The organism is Spirochaeta isovalerica (genome assembly GCF_014207565.1).
Classification (GTDB): Bacteria; Spirochaetota; Spirochaetia; order DSM-2461; family DSM-2461; genus Spirochaeta_F; species Spirochaeta_F isovalerica.
Genome location: NZ_JACHGJ010000002.1, coordinates 321,692 through 336,179 on the forward strand (window position 1 = coordinate 321,692; position 14,488 = coordinate 336,179).

The 14,488-nt window shown below is 48.4% G+C and carries 17 protein-coding genes; 13 read left to right on the plus strand and 4 right to left on the minus strand.

Annotated features, from left to right (window positions below; all coding sequences use genetic code 11):
- Position 1 precedes the first annotated feature (1 nt).
- Entirely contained in the window at positions 2–1,063 is a 1,062-nt protein-coding gene (locus tag HNR50_RS06360) for a radical SAM/SPASM domain-containing protein (RefSeq protein WP_184745032.1), read from the plus strand.
- Here the strand turns inward: HNR50_RS06360 and HNR50_RS06365 are convergent.
- Together HNR50_RS06365 and HNR50_RS06370 are read right to left on the minus strand one after the other, a co-directional pair.
- The gene (locus tag HNR50_RS06365; protein ID WP_184745034.1) at positions 1,041–1,193 is read right to left on the minus strand and encodes a hypothetical protein; all 153 of its coding nucleotides are present in this window, start codon (positions 1,191–1,193) and stop codon (positions 1,041–1,043) included. The genes HNR50_RS06360 and HNR50_RS06365 overlap by 23 nt on opposite strands.
- A 210-nt stretch (positions 1,194–1,403) precedes the next feature.
- Complete coding sequence (locus HNR50_RS06370) at positions 1,404–1,991, minus strand: TetR/AcrR family transcriptional regulator (protein ID WP_184745036.1); 588 nt, start codon at positions 1,989–1,991, stop codon at positions 1,404–1,406.
- Between the two features lie 129 nt (positions 1,992–2,120).
- Between HNR50_RS06370 and HNR50_RS06375 the strand changes: the two genes are divergently transcribed.
- From HNR50_RS06375 to HNR50_RS06410, 8 genes are all read left to right on the plus strand, one after another.
- On the plus strand, positions 2,121–3,815 hold the full coding sequence (locus HNR50_RS06375) for a DUF362 domain-containing protein (RefSeq protein WP_184745038.1): 1,695 nt from the start codon (positions 2,121–2,123) through the stop codon (positions 3,813–3,815).
- Positions 3,812–4,042, plus strand: coding sequence for a hypothetical protein (locus tag HNR50_RS06380; RefSeq protein ID WP_184745040.1), 231 nt, complete (start codon positions 3,812–3,814; stop codon positions 4,040–4,042). Before HNR50_RS06375 ends, HNR50_RS06380 begins: the two co-directional genes overlap by 4 nt.
- The gene (locus HNR50_RS06385) at positions 4,039–6,039 is read left to right on the plus strand and encodes an aldehyde ferredoxin oxidoreductase family protein (RefSeq protein WP_184745042.1); all 2,001 of its coding nucleotides are present in this window, start codon (positions 4,039–4,041) and stop codon (positions 6,037–6,039) included. The genes HNR50_RS06380 and HNR50_RS06385 overlap by 4 nt, the downstream gene beginning before the upstream one ends.
- A complete protein-coding gene (locus HNR50_RS06390; protein ID WP_221439821.1) occupies positions 6,032–6,265 on the plus strand; it encodes a 4Fe-4S binding protein in 234 nt (77 codons plus the stop codon). The genes HNR50_RS06385 and HNR50_RS06390 overlap by 8 nt, the downstream gene beginning before the upstream one ends.
- On the plus strand, positions 6,255–6,488 hold the full coding sequence (locus tag HNR50_RS06395; protein WP_184745043.1) for a MoaD/ThiS family protein: 234 nt from the start codon (positions 6,255–6,257) through the stop codon (positions 6,486–6,488). Before HNR50_RS06390 ends, HNR50_RS06395 begins: the two co-directional genes overlap by 11 nt.
- Before the next feature lie 63 nt (positions 6,489–6,551).
- Positions 6,552–6,833, plus strand: coding sequence for a metal-sensitive transcriptional regulator (locus tag HNR50_RS06400; RefSeq protein ID WP_184745045.1), 282 nt, complete (start codon positions 6,552–6,554; stop codon positions 6,831–6,833).
- Positions 6,834–7,042: 209 nt separating this feature from the next.
- Positions 7,043–9,478 carry a heavy metal translocating P-type ATPase gene (locus HNR50_RS06405; RefSeq protein ID WP_184745047.1) on the plus strand — a complete coding sequence of 812 codons (2,436 nt, stop codon included), beginning with the start codon at positions 7,043–7,045 and terminating at the stop codon, positions 9,476–9,478.
- Between the two features lie 128 nt (positions 9,479–9,606).
- Positions 9,607–9,855, plus strand: coding sequence for a hypothetical protein (locus HNR50_RS06410; protein ID WP_184745049.1), 249 nt, complete (start codon positions 9,607–9,609; stop codon positions 9,853–9,855).
- Here HNR50_RS06410 and HNR50_RS06415 read toward each other — a convergent pair.
- Positions 9,845–10,465: an MBL fold metallo-hydrolase gene (locus tag HNR50_RS06415; RefSeq protein ID WP_184745050.1), complete on the minus strand. Its 621-nt coding sequence runs from the start codon at positions 10,463–10,465 to the stop codon at positions 9,845–9,847. The genes HNR50_RS06410 and HNR50_RS06415 overlap by 11 nt on opposite strands.
- Before the next feature lie 118 nt (positions 10,466–10,583).
- Between HNR50_RS06415 and HNR50_RS06420 the strand changes: the two genes are divergently transcribed.
- The 4 genes from HNR50_RS06420 to HNR50_RS06435 are packed head-to-tail and all read left to right on the plus strand — an operon-like array spanning position 10,584 to position 13,822.
- Positions 10,584–11,408, plus strand: coding sequence for a sensor histidine kinase (locus HNR50_RS06420; RefSeq protein WP_184745052.1), 825 nt, complete (start codon positions 10,584–10,586; stop codon positions 11,406–11,408).
- A complete protein-coding gene (locus HNR50_RS06425) occupies positions 11,405–11,776 on the plus strand; it encodes a hypothetical protein (protein WP_184745054.1) in 372 nt (123 codons plus the stop codon). Before HNR50_RS06420 ends, HNR50_RS06425 begins: the two co-directional genes overlap by 4 nt.
- Entirely contained in the window at positions 11,760–12,086 is a 327-nt protein-coding gene (locus tag HNR50_RS06430; RefSeq protein ID WP_184745056.1) for an Hpt domain-containing protein, read from the plus strand. Before HNR50_RS06425 ends, HNR50_RS06430 begins: the two co-directional genes overlap by 17 nt.
- Positions 12,086–13,822 (plus strand): response regulator, encoded by a 1,737-nt coding sequence (locus tag HNR50_RS06435; RefSeq protein ID WP_184745058.1) that lies wholly within the window; start codon positions 12,086–12,088, stop codon positions 13,820–13,822. Before HNR50_RS06430 ends, HNR50_RS06435 begins: the two co-directional genes overlap by 1 nt.
- A 5-nt stretch (positions 13,823–13,827) precedes the next feature.
- Here the strand turns inward: HNR50_RS06435 and HNR50_RS22575 are convergent, their stop codons facing one another.
- The gene (locus tag HNR50_RS22575) at positions 13,828–14,436 is read right to left on the minus strand and encodes a response regulator (RefSeq protein WP_184745060.1); all 609 of its coding nucleotides are present in this window, start codon (positions 14,434–14,436) and stop codon (positions 13,828–13,830) included.
- Positions 14,437–14,488: the final 52 nt, after the last annotated feature.

The following is a 14,488-nucleotide window of genomic DNA, read 5'->3' on the forward strand; positions in this document are numbered from 1 at the left end:
TATGGGTGAGCTGCGTGACAGAATCCTGGCAAAATATAAAGCCCAGAACCGCCTTAATGCCGTCATGATTGAGGTGACCCACCGTTGCCCCTGTTCGTGCATTCATTGTTATATACCCGACAATCCGCCGCCGGAACTGACTCTTGAGGAGTTTAAAATCCTCTTTTCTCAATTAAAAGAGGAAGGGGTCTTCGATCTGGGTTTTACCGGAGGTGAACCTTTTATCCGCAAGGATATGTGGGACATCCTCAAGGCCGCTTCGAAAGAGGGATTTTTTCTCACCGTTTTATCAACGGGACTTCTCTGGAAGAAAAAAGATATCGCCCGACTTAAAAAAGTCGGTGTGCAGGCGGTGGAAATATCCCTTCTCGGGGGGCGGGCGGAAACCCACGATTCCATAATGAAATTCCCCGGTGCTTTTGAACACCTGAAAAAAACCATACCTCTGCTGGCGAAAGAGGGAATCGGTGTGGTTTTGAAGACGACGCTTCTCAGGGAAAACTACAGAGAATTGCCGCTTATGGAGGAACTGGCGCGGGAACTCAAGGTGGAGTATGCCGCACTGGTAAACGTAAGCTCCCGACTGGACGGTGACAACTCCCCCCGGGACCATGCTCTCGGGGCTGAAGAGCTGAAAGAGATCCCCATGAAATATATTGTGGGACAGGAATCATTGAGTTCCTGCCACAATCAGGCATATCTGACCTGTAACGCCGGAAAAATATTCGGTTCCATCACTCCCGAAGGGGATGTGCTTCCCTGTCTCATGTTCCGCAGGCCTGTGGGAAATATAAGAAAGCAGACTCTGAAAGAGATCTGGCATGACGATCCCGATCCCTATCTCATCGATCTGCGGGAAATGAAAGATGAGGATGTGGAGGAGTGCTACAGCTGTTCCAGAAGGGATTTCTGTCCCCGTTGTCCCGCCATGGTCTACCTCGATACGGGAGATATCAAAAAAAAATCCCCGAACGCCTGCCGTATGGCAGAAGTAATTTCGGGGATAGGAGAGTCGGCGGAAACCGCCGCAAAGCAGGACCTCAATCGCAGCAAAGCACCTTAAATAAACTCGCAATGAATTTCAAAGGCGACATTTGTTCCCAGAAGTCTCCACCTGAAGATCCGTAACAGCCGAAAACACCCAGTTCGACTTTTTCGGTCTTCACTTTCGGCGGAATGTATGATTTTTTCATAGAGGCCTCCTGAAGTTACTACCATTATCTGCCTTAGTCCAACACATCACAATCAGGTGAATTTCGTATTTTATTTTTCTTTTTCATAGAAACAGATAAGAAAGTATCAATTTACTCTGGTACTTAAGTACTAATCTTTTCTAGATAGTGTGTTTTCCCCCTTCTTCAAAGCTCCCGTAAAGAGAGAGCTCATAGGCAGAGGAGACTTGTTCACGGCTTAAGCAGTTTTATCAGGGGAGACATTCCTCTGCGGGCATAAGAAGAAAAGGACTCGTCCGACGAGCTCCGGATCCAGAGAAAGGACTGAAAAATTATCTGTGATGTCAGAAGTGAGCAGTAAAAATCCGAATCCTCTTCCCGGGAAAAATCTCCGGTCTTCTGTCCCTCCAGTATTATCCGGTTCAGCAGGGGGCGTATGGGAAGGTATTCTTCAATGATAGACGGGCCGCCCTCCGGCCTGAGTTCCAACCTGTAAATCTGGGAGACAATATCCTTTCCTTTCCGTTCGTAATAATGATAGAGCGCGGCAAGAAGCTTTTCCAGCTTTACAGACGGGGCTGTGCCTTCCATCGAATTCATCAGAGCCGTCATTTCCTCCCCTTCGCGGCGGATTATTTCCAGCAGAATTCCATCCATCGATTTGAAATGGTGATAGAACGTTCCCTGCGCGATGCCCGAAGCGGAACAGATATCGCTGAGAGTGACATTTTCGATCCCTTTTTCATGAATCAGTTTGATAGAAGAATCAATAATTCTCAGTCTGGTTTTCATTCCCTTCGGGGTTATTTTCTCGCTCATCATCTCACTTTAGCAGATTCCTCATGGTCCGGCAATAAAAACCGAGTGTACTCGGAAATATTGACAGAGTCTAGTTTCGGAAGTATTCTTTAAAAATACCGGATACGCCGGGAAAAGGAGAATTATGCTATGGGTTCCCTCTTGCAAGGTTCCGTATCTCCGCAATTGAAAAATAACCGGGAGAAAAGCTGTGTCATCGTCTCATGCGCACCGGAGCTGGATTATTCCCGGGATTATGTAGCCCTGCCGAAAAACTACGGAACGGCGGCCTATTTTGCCCGAGAGGATGTTCAGGCTATCAGAGATACGGTTTTTTGCAATCTTGATGATCTGAACGAACAGACAGGATTCTCCGAAAAGATCAGGAACCGGCGGGTTCTCATTAAACCGAATTTCGTCGGCGTGTATCATAAAGCGGGTTTCCGCGATGATGATTATCCCGAATCGACCGATCCCCGGGTTCTCGATTCCATTGTGGAATATGTTCTGCAGTATACTGATGATATCATCATCGTCGAAGGTTCCGGGGCACCCGTAACCAGAGTCATGGCGAAGATAAACGGAACCGACAGGCTTGTCAAATTCCGGAAGATCCGCTTCGAAGCCGTGGAGGAACAGCCGGTGGACCGCTATCTGCTCCCCAAAGCCCAGGTGATGAAAGAGGTATACATTCCCTCTCTTTTCAGCGAGGTTGTCCGCGGGGAAGCGTTTTATATCTCTGTCCCCAAAATGAAAACCAATCTCTACACGGGCGTAACCCTGGGCTTCAAAAATGCCATGGGCAGCCTCTCGACCCATATGCGTTACAGGAACCACAATTACAATATCAATAAAAAACTGGTGGATCTTCTCTATCTGTTCAAACCTGATCTGACGGTTATCGACGGGATTATCGGAGGGGAGGGTAACACTCCGGCTCCTCTCGACCCCGTAGATGCCCGTCTGATTATCAGCGGAACCAATTCGGTGGAAACCGACCGGGTGGCTACCAGAATTATGGGCATCGATCCCTCAACGATCGAACTTATGAATGAAGCGGACAAGTTGGGATTCAACGATCCCGATACGGTTGTTATCGGAGGCGATATCGATCCCATACCCTGGAGGAAAGCTGATACAAGCCTGATCTCCGGCAATATGGCAGAGAACTTTCCCCATATCAGATTTCTTGCCGGCGCTACGAAAAACGGGGCTCCGAAACCAGATTCTCCTGAAAACGTCGATCTGAAAACTATACAGGCCATGGAACAGGTCTGTCCGGGAGGATGTCTGCCGTCGGTTATCATGACTTTCGAGTACTACCGCTATATGAAAAACTTCAATCCCGACCGTTTCCGCGATGCCGTTGTGCTGATCGGAGCCGGTTCAAAAATAGGTGAAAGCTACTATTACTTCGATAAAGAGGGGAAAGCCTACAGCCGGGAAGAAATTAAACAGCTGCCCGGAAAGAAAATCGCCGTGGGAAGCTGCACTTCCTGGATGGAAGGGGAAACCGATTATTACTTCGAGGGTTGCACCGCCCATGTACTGAAGCTCACACAGGGGCTGAACAGAGCCCTGGGGGTGGAAAACCCCATGATTAAAACTTTTTTGAAAAAGCCGGCTTATGTTCTGGAAATCTTCAAGATAATGCGGCGGCGGATAAAGCTGGTCAGGAGAGGGATTCCCGTGGATGTGGACCTCTGTCTGGAAGATAAGATTTTTGAAGGGCGGAATCTGACGGAGGAAGAAAAAACTCTCGATTACATCCCCATTGATATACCGCTCCTGTCGAAAGCTGACAGAAAAAAACAGATAAAATACATAAAGGACACGTTGAAATGATAGGAAAAGCCCTTGTTCTTCTCACCTGGGGAGCGGCTTCGCTTCTCTGGATTTTCGGGGGGATCGGGATCCCTTTTCTCCTGCTCGCGCTGCTTCATGGAGCGGAGATCTTCTCCATTGGTTTGAAAACAGGAAGGGAGAATGATATTCCGCCTCTCAAATCGGCTTTGTTGACCTTTATATTCGGCTTCACATGGTGGCTGCCCTTAAGGAGAAAAGAAAAATGAAAGGATACTGGGGAAAGATTCTCGTTGTTGATCTGACGAAAAAAGAGTGTAACTACCGGGATGTCGATGATTCGGTCTACGAATCCGTTCTCTCCGGCGTGGGACTTGGAGCCTGGTATCTAAACCGGAATATTCCGGCCGGAGCAGACCCTCTCGGTCCGGAGAACATCCTGGGTATAACATCGGGGCTTCTCACGGGAACCGGTTCGGTTATGACGGGGCGGTGGATGGCTGTATGCAAATCCCCTCTGACCGGGGGATGGGGCGATTCCAACTGCGGCGGCGATCTGGCTCCGGCTATCAAGCAGTGCGGCGTTGATGCGATCTTCTTCCACGGGAGGGCCGAAGAACCGGTCTATCTCTATGTAAACAGTAAAGAGGCGGAAATCAGGTCCGCCGGCGATTACTGGGGACTTGACACGGTCGAAGCGGAAACAGCTCTGATCCGGGACTGCCGGAAAAAGAAAAAGCCGGCTGTGGCGGTTATCGGACCGGCCGGAGAGAAGGTGTCGCTCATTGCCGGAATTTCCAATGATCTGGGGCGCTTTGCCGCCCGTTCGGGAGTCGGAGCCGTGATGGGGTCGAAAAAACTCAAAGCCATCGTTCTCGACGGTTCCAGGAGAGTCGGCGCGGAAAACCGCGATGAAGTCAAAGCGATCAGCAAAGAGTATTCCCGAAAGGTGAGAAACTCCAATGCTCCGTCAGTTCTCAAAGGAAGCGTCTTCCCGCTCATGGGCAAGGTTATGGGAAGTCTGAAAAGCGTGTCTCCCATGGACGGACTTTTCACTTCCATGCTTCTGAAGAAATACGGCTCCATTATGAATAACACCCTTTCCATTCACAACGGCGACGCCCCGATTAAAAACTGGAGCGGATCGGCCAAAGATTACAACCGCTCCTTTTACAAAGAACTCAATCCGGAAAAATTCATTAAAAGGGAAGAGAGGAAATATCACTGTTCATCCTGTATCGTCGGCTGCGGGGGAATCTGCAATATCAAAGATGTGAAGGACGGCAGATTCGAACATACCCACAAGCCCGAGTACGAAACGGCCATGATGTTCGGCGGCCTTCTTATGAACCGCGACACCGACTCTATCTTCTATATCAATGAATTGCTTAACCGTGCCGGGCTGGATACCATCTCTACGGCAGGCTCTGTCGCCTTCGCCATCGAGTGTTTTGAAAAGGGCATTCTGACTGCCTCCGATACAGAGGGGCTCGAGCTGCGCTGGGGCGATAGCGATGCAATAGTGAAACTCGTTGAAAAAATCGCAAAGCGGGAACCGGGAATCGGAGACCTCCTGGCCGACGGAGTGAAAGCCGCCGCAGCGAAAATCGGCAAGGGATCGGAACGTTTTGCCGTTCATGCCGGAGGTCAGGAGCTGCCGGCCCACGATCCGAAAATCGACCCCATGCTCGGCGCTACCTATAACGCCGATCCCACTCCGGGGCGCCATACGACCTCCGGCGGACAGTACTATTCCATGTCTTTTCTCTGGGACAGAATCTCCTGGCTTAAACCGCTCAAACGCTCTCCCAAGTCTGCAGAATATCTGCCGGGAGTTGAGGAAGCCATGAAAAATGTCGCCTACACCTCTTACAAAATGCTGGTCGACGGGGCGGGAGGCTGCTACTACGCCATGATGATGGGAGTTCAGCATTTTAAAATATTCGAATACCTCAATGCAGCAACAGGATGGAATAAGAGCCCCGACGAGTACATGGAAATCGGCAAACGCATACAGAACCTGAGGCAGCAGTTCAACGCCAGGCAGGGTGTCGATGTCAACGCTTTCAAAGTCCACGACAGAGTGAGCGGAAAGGAGCCTCTGGTCTCGGGCCACAACAAGGGTATTACACTGGATGTGGACGGTCTTGTCGATGCCTACCGCAAAGCCTGGGGATGGGACCCCTCTACGGGCTACCCTCTGGACGAGACGCTCCACGCTCTGGGCATTCCGGCATTGCTGGAAAAGGAGACGGCACATGGCTGATGCTAAAATGATTCCCATGATAGATTACGGAACCTGTATGGCCTGCACGGTTTGCGTCACCTCCTGTCCCTTCGGATGTCTGGAGCTGTCGATAACTGATCTGGACCCCTATAAAAAAGCCTACCCCGATCTTTTGCGGCGCGGCAGTTGTACGGGCTGCGGCATATGCGCATCGGAATGTCCTGTCGATGCCATCACCATGGTCCCGGGCGCTAATGAAAGTTAAGCTTATCGCTCCGCCTTTCTGCGATCAGTCTTTCCTCGACGACAGGGGAGAGGCGGAGCTTCCGGAGCAAACCCGTCTCTCCTCTCTTCTCCGAAAGATGAAAATACCCCCCTATTTCCGACCTCTTCTCATCATCCGGGTTAATTATGATAAAGTCCCGCGCAACTACGCTCTCAAAGAGGGGGATATGGTCAGTATTTTCTGGCCGATCAGCGGCGGCTGACTAATACTTCACTTGACAGGTAAAGTTTAGTTTATTATCTTATAGGGTAGGGGGGTATGGTATATGGCGAGAAAAGCACACCATCCTTACGAAACGAAAAAAGATATGATCAGCAGAATGAACCGCATTGAGGGACAGATCCGCGGTATCGCGAAGATGATCGATGAAGATGTGTATTGCGACGATATCCTCCATCAGTTCATGAGTGTTGAATCGGCCATAAAAGGGGTGAAGAAAACCCTTCTGGAAGCTCATATGAAGAGCTGCGTCGTTCATCAGATCCAGGACGGCAAAACCGAAGTGATCGATGAAGTGCTCACTACCATCGGCAAAATGATGAAATAAAGATATTTCGGGGGACACGTCAGTGTCGGGACCCGAACATAGTCGAAAAATGAAGATATTTCGGGGCTGGTCGCAGGCATGCCTGCTGCTCGCCCATGCAACCTTGGGCTGGTCGCAGGCAGTCCTGCTGCTCGCCCATGCAACCCAGGGGGCACGTCAGTGCCGGAACCCGAACATAGTCGAAAAATGACAGGATTGTGAGGTTTTTTATGGAAATTATCCAGTTGAATATACAGGGCATGACCTGTGCGGCATGCGTTTCCCATGTTGAGAAGGGAATCAGAAAAAACGATGGGATCGATATGGCGGCGGTCAATCTGGCCACGGAGAAAGCAACGGTCAGCTATGACCCGGAAAAAACATCGGTCGAGGAAATAAGGCAGAGCATCATCTCCGCCGGTTACGGGGCGACGGTGCCCCGTGAAGATGACGGCGATGAGGAGAAGAAGGAGAAAGACAGGCAGATTAAGAAGCTGGGGGTTCACACTCTCATTTCCTCTCTGTTAAGCGCACCTTTGCTTCTGGGTATGGTTACCATGTTTATTCACATCCCGGGACTCATGTTCCTTCACAATCCGCTGTTTCAGCTTGTTCTGGCCACTCCTGTCCAGTTCTGGATCGGTTGGCGTTTCTATAAAGGCGCCTGGAAATCCCTGGCCGCCGGAAGCCCGGGCATGGATGTTCTGGTAGCCATGGGAACATCCTCCGCCTATTTTTTCAGTGTTTTCAATGGTTTCTTTGCCCAATCTCTCGGCGTGGAAACCTCCGGGCTCTACTTCGAAGCGTCGGCCATCATCATCACTCTGGTCCTTCTCGGGAAATATCTTGAGTCCCGGGCCAAGGGGAAAACTTCAGAAGCGATTAAAAAGCTTATGGGGCTTCAGCCGAAAACAGCATTTGTCAACCGCGGCGGTTCTGTCGTTGAAGTGCCCATTGCCGATGTCGTCCCCGATGATATCGTTCACATCCGTCCGGGTGATAGAATCCCTGTCGACGGAACGATTCTTTCGGGAAATACAGCTGTCGACGAGAGCACAATAACCGGAGAAAGCCTGCCGGTGGAAAAACAGGCGGGCGACAAAGTTGTTAGCGGGACCATCAACAGCTACGGCTCCATTCAGTTCCGGGCGGAAAGGGTGGGGAAGGATTCAGTTTTGTCCCGGATTATCGCCGTTGTGGAGGAGGCTCAGGGATCCAAGGCTCCCATCCAGAAATTGGCCGATAAGGTGGCCGCAGTCTTCGTCCCCGTGGTTCTGCTGATAGCGCTGGTTACCTTTCTACTCTGGTGGCTTGCCGCGGGATCGCTGACTTCTGCTTTCGTATCCTCCGTGGCCGTTCTGGTTATCGCCTGCCCCTGCGCCCTGGGGCTGGCCACTCCGACGGCGATTATGGTGGGGACCGGAGTCGGCGCTCAGAGAGGGATTCTCATTAAAAACGGAGAAATCCTTCAGCAGGCGGGAAAACTCTCTGCAGTCGTTCTCGATAAAACCGGTACCGTGACAAGAGGCAGACCGGAAATGAAAGGGATTCATTCTTTAAACGGCGGCGATGAAGATCATTATCTGACTATTGCCGCCTCTCTGGAAAAACACTCGGAACACCCCCTGGCGAAAGCCGTCGTGAAATCCGCTGAAGAGAAAGGATTGGCTATTCCTGATTCTGTTGATTTTACCGCTGTTCCCGGGAAAGGGGTAAAAGCGGTTCTCGACGGTCAGACTTATTTCATCGGAACCGGCACTTATCTCTCTGAAAACGAAATAGAACAAAGCGGTCTGAGTGCCCTGAAAGGCGAAATGGAGTCAAAAGGGCACAGTGTTGTCATTCTGGCCGACAGCAAAGAGGCCCTGGCCCTAATTTCCATTGCCGATACCATAAAAGAACACTCCCGGGAAGGGGTTGACCAACTCAGATCCCTGGGTCTCCAGGTTTTCATGATGACTGGCGACAACAGGAGAACGGCCGAAGCCATAGCAGCGGAAGCAGGGATCGATCATGTTCTGGCGGAAGTTCTGCCGGAAGGAAAAGCTGCGGAGATTAAAAAACTGCAGAATGATGGTCATATCGTGGCCATGGCGGGTGACGGTGTAAACGACGCACCGGCATTGGCTACGGCCCATCTGGGCATCGCCATGGGCGAGGGGTCGGACATCGCTATGGAATCTTCCGACATCACGCTGATGAGAGGGGATCTGAGGGAAATCGCCGCAGCCATACAACTATCGAAGAAGACTATGGGAAAGATAAAACAGAACCTCTTCTGGGCTTTTTTCTACAATGCCATCGGAATTCCCTTTTCGGCGCTGGGACTGCTTAATCCGGTTATCGCCGGAGCGGCTATGGCTTTCAGTTCCGTTTCGGTCGTCTCCAATTCGCTGAGTTTGAGAAATTTTAAAGTCGCAAAGACTGAAAAAGAAAATATACCTTATAAGGAGAATAATATGGATGTGACAATAAAAGTGAACGGCATGTCGTGCAATCACTGTAAAATGGCTGTTGAAAAAGCAGCCGGCGCTGTTGAGGGAGTCTCTTCTGTCCTCGTCAATCTCGAAGCCGGTGAGTTGACTGTTTCTCTCGGCGGAGATAAGGAGACTCTGGTCGAATCGGTTAAGTCCGCTGTCAAGGAAGCGGGATACGAACCGCAATAGGATTCTTTTCTCTTTTTCCCGGAGCTGTTCTCATTGGGGGCAGCTCTATTTTTTTTAAACAGATTTCCTTTACAATTCCTTCACATCTGCCCTTTATATTCCAGATATAAAGAAACTGGAGGTACAAAATGTACAGAGGACTAAATGGAATCAATAGCGGTTTGCTAAGCGGGACGCCTGCATTCGGCGGATATTATCTCATGATCGGTCTGGCCGTTATCCTGACGGCTCTTATCGTGTATTTTCTGGTGAGAAACAGACACAGTCTCAGAGCCGTCGAAAAAGACACTCCGATGGAAGTTCTTCAGAAACGCCTGATCAATGGTGAAATCACGGTGGAGCAGTTTGTCGAAATGCGTCAGATTCTCAGGAAATAAGACTGCCTTTGTATGTGACGCTGCCGAGTCGGTACTCGTCGGCGTTAACATTTTCCCTTTGTTCCCGTAGCAGTGTCGTTGTTGGTGTTTTTCCCAGATTATGTCCCGGCAGGACAACCGTTTCGGGCGGGCAAACCTCAATCAGCTTTCTTAATGATGCCCCGAGAGCCGGTCTGTCGCTGTCTTTGCTGATTGTTGCACCGGAATCACCGACAAACAGGGTATCGCCTGTGAAAAGATTTCTGTCACCGTAAAGAGAAATACTGTCCGCGCTGTGCCCCGGGGTTTCCAGTACTGTTAATTCTTCACTGCCGAAACGGATTTTATCCCCTTCTCTCAAACCAGTTATATAACTGCGGACTTCAGCTCCCGTTTTCCGGAGAAAGTAGCGGTTCCCCCGCACATGATCAAAATGATTGTGTGTATTCACAATATACAGGATTTCAAGATTCCCGCTTCGAATTCGGTCAAGAATCTTCCGGTAATATTTCCGGGGAGTGGCAGACGCTGTACCGGGATCTATCAGGATTGCTTTTCCCGAATCTTCGCACAGGGCCAGGTAGGAGTAGTTTTTCAGAAATCCTCCCATTTCAATTTGAATAATATTCATTATTTTTCCTTTTTTCTCCTCAACACTATTGCAATTTATCCCCTGTTTCAAGAACATTAAAAGAATGTATAAAATAAACAACAGGGAAACTCTCAAAACACTTTATATTCTTGCTTTTATGTTTTTGGCCCTGGTATCTATAATATTATTAGCGGCTGATTTTTCCCTCTTGTGGAAGATCCCCATAGAGATTGTGCTTCTTCTGATTGTTTGCATCCTTCATTTCAGAAGCTATGGAATCCAGGGGAAAACACAAACGCAAAAAGCGAAGGACCGGGTTTCGACAGCGGTCATCGGTCTCCTCCACTCAACAAACGGCATATCGTCGCTTCAGGCATATAACAGTCTGATCAGGGATAATCTCGATGATAAAGAAAAAGCTCTGGAAATTCTCGATCACGAAAGCGTTATAATCGATGAGTACGCCGATAAGGTCAAATCCATAGTTTCCGATCTCTCCGAATCTTTCCGGACAGAAAGAGAGAAAATTGATATCTCCCAGCTGACCCGGCGATCTGCCGAGTTTGTCCGGCTCAAACGGATCAGGGATAGAAAAATCCCCCTGAACCTCTCTATTCCCGATCAGCCCGTATACGCTTCCGTATATCCTTCACTTCTGAAAACCGCCGTCGAGAATATTCTGGAAAATTCCTACAATGCCCTTCTCGAAGCAGATGTTCCGGACAGTCATATTTCTATTGCCGTCGAGAATAAAGCTGAAGAAGTATCAATAATCATAAAGGATAATGGAAATGGTTTTTCCGGTTTCGACGGAGTCATTCCTCCGGAATTTATTAAACCGGGCCGCAGCCTCAGAAAAGATGGAAACGGACTGGGGTTATATGTAGCTGTCCAATCCGTTAAGGAGTGTGGAGGTTCCCTTGAGATTATCAGTAAAAACGACGGACTGACATCTGTTATCACTCTGCCGGGAACAGAATGAAAGTTATTTATATCGATGATAACAAAAACAATCTTGCTCTGATGGGATCAGTGGTCAGAGCCATGAAGCCGCCGGTTGAATTCCTTGGAACAGATTCGGTAGACTCATTTCTCTCCTATGCCGACGATTCCGATTCTCTCTATATCATCGATTTCACCCTCGACGGCATTCTGGGTGATGTTCTTTATGAAAAACTCCTGGATATTCATAAATGTGCCCGGGTTATTATCACCAGTGCCGGGTATATCAGCGATCTGAAGGATATTTTTCTGCGATTTGATCATAAACCGATTGCCATTACCGACAGGTTCGGAGCCATAGATATTATAAGAAAGGAGCTTGTTGAATCAGATGTACAGCATAAGTGAAGCAGCCGGGAAACTGGGGATCGGAGAAAAGTTTCTAAAAGAACATATAAATGTCTTTTACCGCGATTTTTCATCCAACGTCGAGAGAATCCGCGGAATAATGGCGCAAAGTGATTTTGATAAAATCTATTTTGAATTCCACCGGCTGAAGTCCACTTTCCGGATGATCTCCGCAGCCGAAGCGGAAGATATCTGCCGGGAATGCTGTGATTTATCCAGGGAAAAAGTATCATCTGAATATCCGGAGGCTTTTGAGAAAGTGGTTCTCTTATTTGAGAATCTTCACCGGCAAATCAATGGAGAGGCTTAGTGAAGCGCCTTTCATTCCTCCTCCTGTCATTACTGCTCTTTTCCTGTAATAGCGAAGATATCAGAATTGAAAAAGGTCTTGCCGATCTTTCGCAGGATAGTGGAGAGATTTTATACAGACTGGATGGTGAATGGGAATTCCGTCAGGGGAATTCCTGGGATTACGGACCGGTTCCTTCTTTATGGGGCGGTAAAATCTCTTCGGGTTCCTACAGGCTGAAAATCCTTCTGCCTGAGGAAGATACCCGGTATGCTCTTTATGTCCGGGACTGCTTTACCAGATACCGCCTGACGGTTAACGGGGTCGTTCTGCACGACGGTAACGTTCCGTCTATTAAACCGCGAAGCTTTACCTTTACAGCTGCCGGGGAAGCATCGATCCGTTTCGATATAGAAGATGATGTTACGACATTCGGCGGAATTCATACTTCTCTGTTTTTCGGTAATCCCGAAGAGGTCTCCCGACTGTTTAATATGAGAATTATGGGTGATCTTCTCATAGCCGGTGCTCTTCTATTCGCAGCCCTTTTCTATTTGAGTATAGGACTTGTGGACAGGAAAGGAGGCGCCCGGGAATATCTCTGGCTGTCCGCGGCTAATGCTCTTATGGCTGTCCGCTATGTGACCACTTACAACCGGGTTATCCTGCTCTTTATCGATAATTTTTACATCGTCGAGCGAATCAGCACGGTAACGACACCGCTTATCGCCATTGCCTATTCCCTCTTTTTCCTCAGTGTTTATCGCTATCCGGGATACTCCCAGATCATGAGGTATTTTATCGGCGTATCGATTTTTTATGCTCTGCTTGTCGTGACTGTTCCCGTTATCGTTTTCTATAGAGTCTCGCCTGTATATCTGATCGCTCTGATTTTCGCCATTTTCGCCACAGTACATATAAGTATTCTTCATTTTAAAAGAGCGGAGTTGAAAAGAACGATAATTGTAGGGATCGTTGTTCTGGCAACACTGTTATTCCTGCTCATTAGATCTTTCCTTATCTGGACAGGTGTCGTTTCCGAACAGTACCATCTCCTTTACGGCTTTCTTATGCTCCTCCAGGGAGTTCAGAATGCGGTCCGGTACGGAGAGACTTTCAAACACAATGTTTCACTCATCGAGCAGAAGGACGGACTTTTTTCCCGTGTATCGCACTCCCTGAAAACTCCTTTATACGCTGTTAAGGGCTCTCTGGACCTGATCCGGAACAGCATGGACAAGGAGCAGGAATTTGAAAAACAGTACAAGGTTATGGATCAATCCGTAACGGATCTCCTTATCCAGATTAATGATCTCCTCAATCTCACCGAGTTTGAATTCTCACACCAGATGGTTCAGACCAGAGTTCCCGTAACCATGTCCGTACAGACTGTCCTGATTGTCGATGATCAGGATATAATCTCATCCATATTGGGGCAGCAGCTGAGGCAATTTGTAAAAAAGTTGAATCTGCTGACCGCCCGATCGGCCGAAGAAGCCTTGTTCATGATGAAAACCAATAATGTGGATTTCATTTTCAGCGATATTATGATGAAGGATATTAATGGCTACCAGTTCGTATCGAGATGCCGCAGTCTGGGATATCTTGTTCCCATCTATCTCTTTTCAGCCGGATCCGACCCCGGGAGTCGGGAAAAATCACTTGATGTGGGAGCAAACGGCTATCTGGAAAAACCGGCGACAATAGAGCAGCTGAAGAAGGTTACCAGTCTTCATCTGCTTCATATCGGCGAGTAATCCGTTCAGATTTTCTTTTGTATTTCCTTGATCAGGATCTCAAGGTTGTCAGCTGATTTTTCAATAAAGGCATAAGGTTCGGGATCGCAGTTCCCGAAGGACGTCCTTATGAACGGACGGATATCGGAGGTTACGATTATCGAATCGAAACTGTTATTGATCTTCTGCATTTTTTCCAGAAGCTGGTCCGCTGTCATTTCCGGCAGGCGGTAATCGATTATGGCTATGTCTATGCCGGGAATCTTTCCCGTCAGTTCCAGCGCTGTATCCTCATTGAAAGCCAGGAAGACTTCGCAATTATGAGATTCCAGGTATTCTTTGTAGATCATATTCTCAATGTAGGAGTCATCAATCAGAAGAATCTTGGGCTTATCGGTAAAGGAGGAAATGCGGCTTTCCTTAATAATCTGGGCCAGCTCTTTTACCGTTTTTCTGTCGGCTGAATCCTCGGAATTGTCAAACTCGGGGTTATTTTTTCTGAACTCCCGGCAGCTGTTTTTGAGGAAATAATTGATCTGCTCATTAAGACTGCGGTGTTCGTAACGGGATATTTTTTTTATCTCGTCCCACAGTTCGTCTGTAGTTTTAAGATTTCTCGGTTTGTTGTCTTTCACGATCATAAGTATAAGAGGTTTTTTAATTATTGAAAATAGATTAAAAGTTTTA

Coding starts and splice junctions, on each gene's coding strand:
- HNR50_RS06380 (WP_184745040.1), top strand. CDS start 3,812: ATGATAGGAAAAGCCCTTGTTCTTCTCACCTGGGGAGCGGCTTCGCTT.
- HNR50_RS06415 (WP_184745050.1), bottom strand. CDS start 10,465: ATGAATATTATTCAAATTGAAATGGGAGGATTTCTGAAAAACTACTCC.
- HNR50_RS06370 (WP_184745036.1), bottom strand. CDS start 1,991: ATGAGCGAGAAAATAACCCCGAAGGGAATGAAAACCAGACTGAGAATT.
- HNR50_RS06395 (WP_184745043.1), top strand. CDS start 6,255: ATGAAAGTTAAGCTTATCGCTCCGCCTTTCTGCGATCAGTCTTTCCTC.
- HNR50_RS06360 (WP_184745032.1), top strand. CDS start 2: ATGGGTGAGCTGCGTGACAGAATCCTGGCAAAATATAAAGCCCAGAAC.
- HNR50_RS06365 (WP_184745034.1), bottom strand. CDS start 1,193: ATGAAAAAATCATACATTCCGCCGAAAGTGAAGACCGAAAAAGTCGAA.
- HNR50_RS06400 (WP_184745045.1), top strand. CDS start 6,552: ATGGCGAGAAAAGCACACCATCCTTACGAAACGAAAAAAGATATGATC.
- HNR50_RS06385 (WP_184745042.1), top strand. CDS start 4,039: ATGAAAGGATACTGGGGAAAGATTCTCGTTGTTGATCTGACGAAAAAA.
- HNR50_RS06425 (WP_184745054.1), top strand. CDS start 11,405: ATGAAAGTTATTTATATCGATGATAACAAAAACAATCTTGCTCTGATG.
- HNR50_RS06430 (WP_184745056.1), top strand. CDS start 11,760: ATGTACAGCATAAGTGAAGCAGCCGGGAAACTGGGGATCGGAGAAAAG.
- HNR50_RS06410 (WP_184745049.1), top strand. CDS start 9,607: ATGTACAGAGGACTAAATGGAATCAATAGCGGTTTGCTAAGCGGGACG.
- HNR50_RS06390 (WP_221439821.1), top strand. CDS start 6,032: ATGGCTGATGCTAAAATGATTCCCATGATAGATTACGGAACCTGTATG.
- HNR50_RS06375 (WP_184745038.1), top strand. CDS start 2,121: ATGGGTTCCCTCTTGCAAGGTTCCGTATCTCCGCAATTGAAAAATAAC.
- HNR50_RS06405 (WP_184745047.1), top strand. CDS start 7,043: ATGGAAATTATCCAGTTGAATATACAGGGCATGACCTGTGCGGCATGC.
- HNR50_RS06420 (WP_184745052.1), top strand. CDS start 10,584: ATGTTTTTGGCCCTGGTATCTATAATATTATTAGCGGCTGATTTTTCC.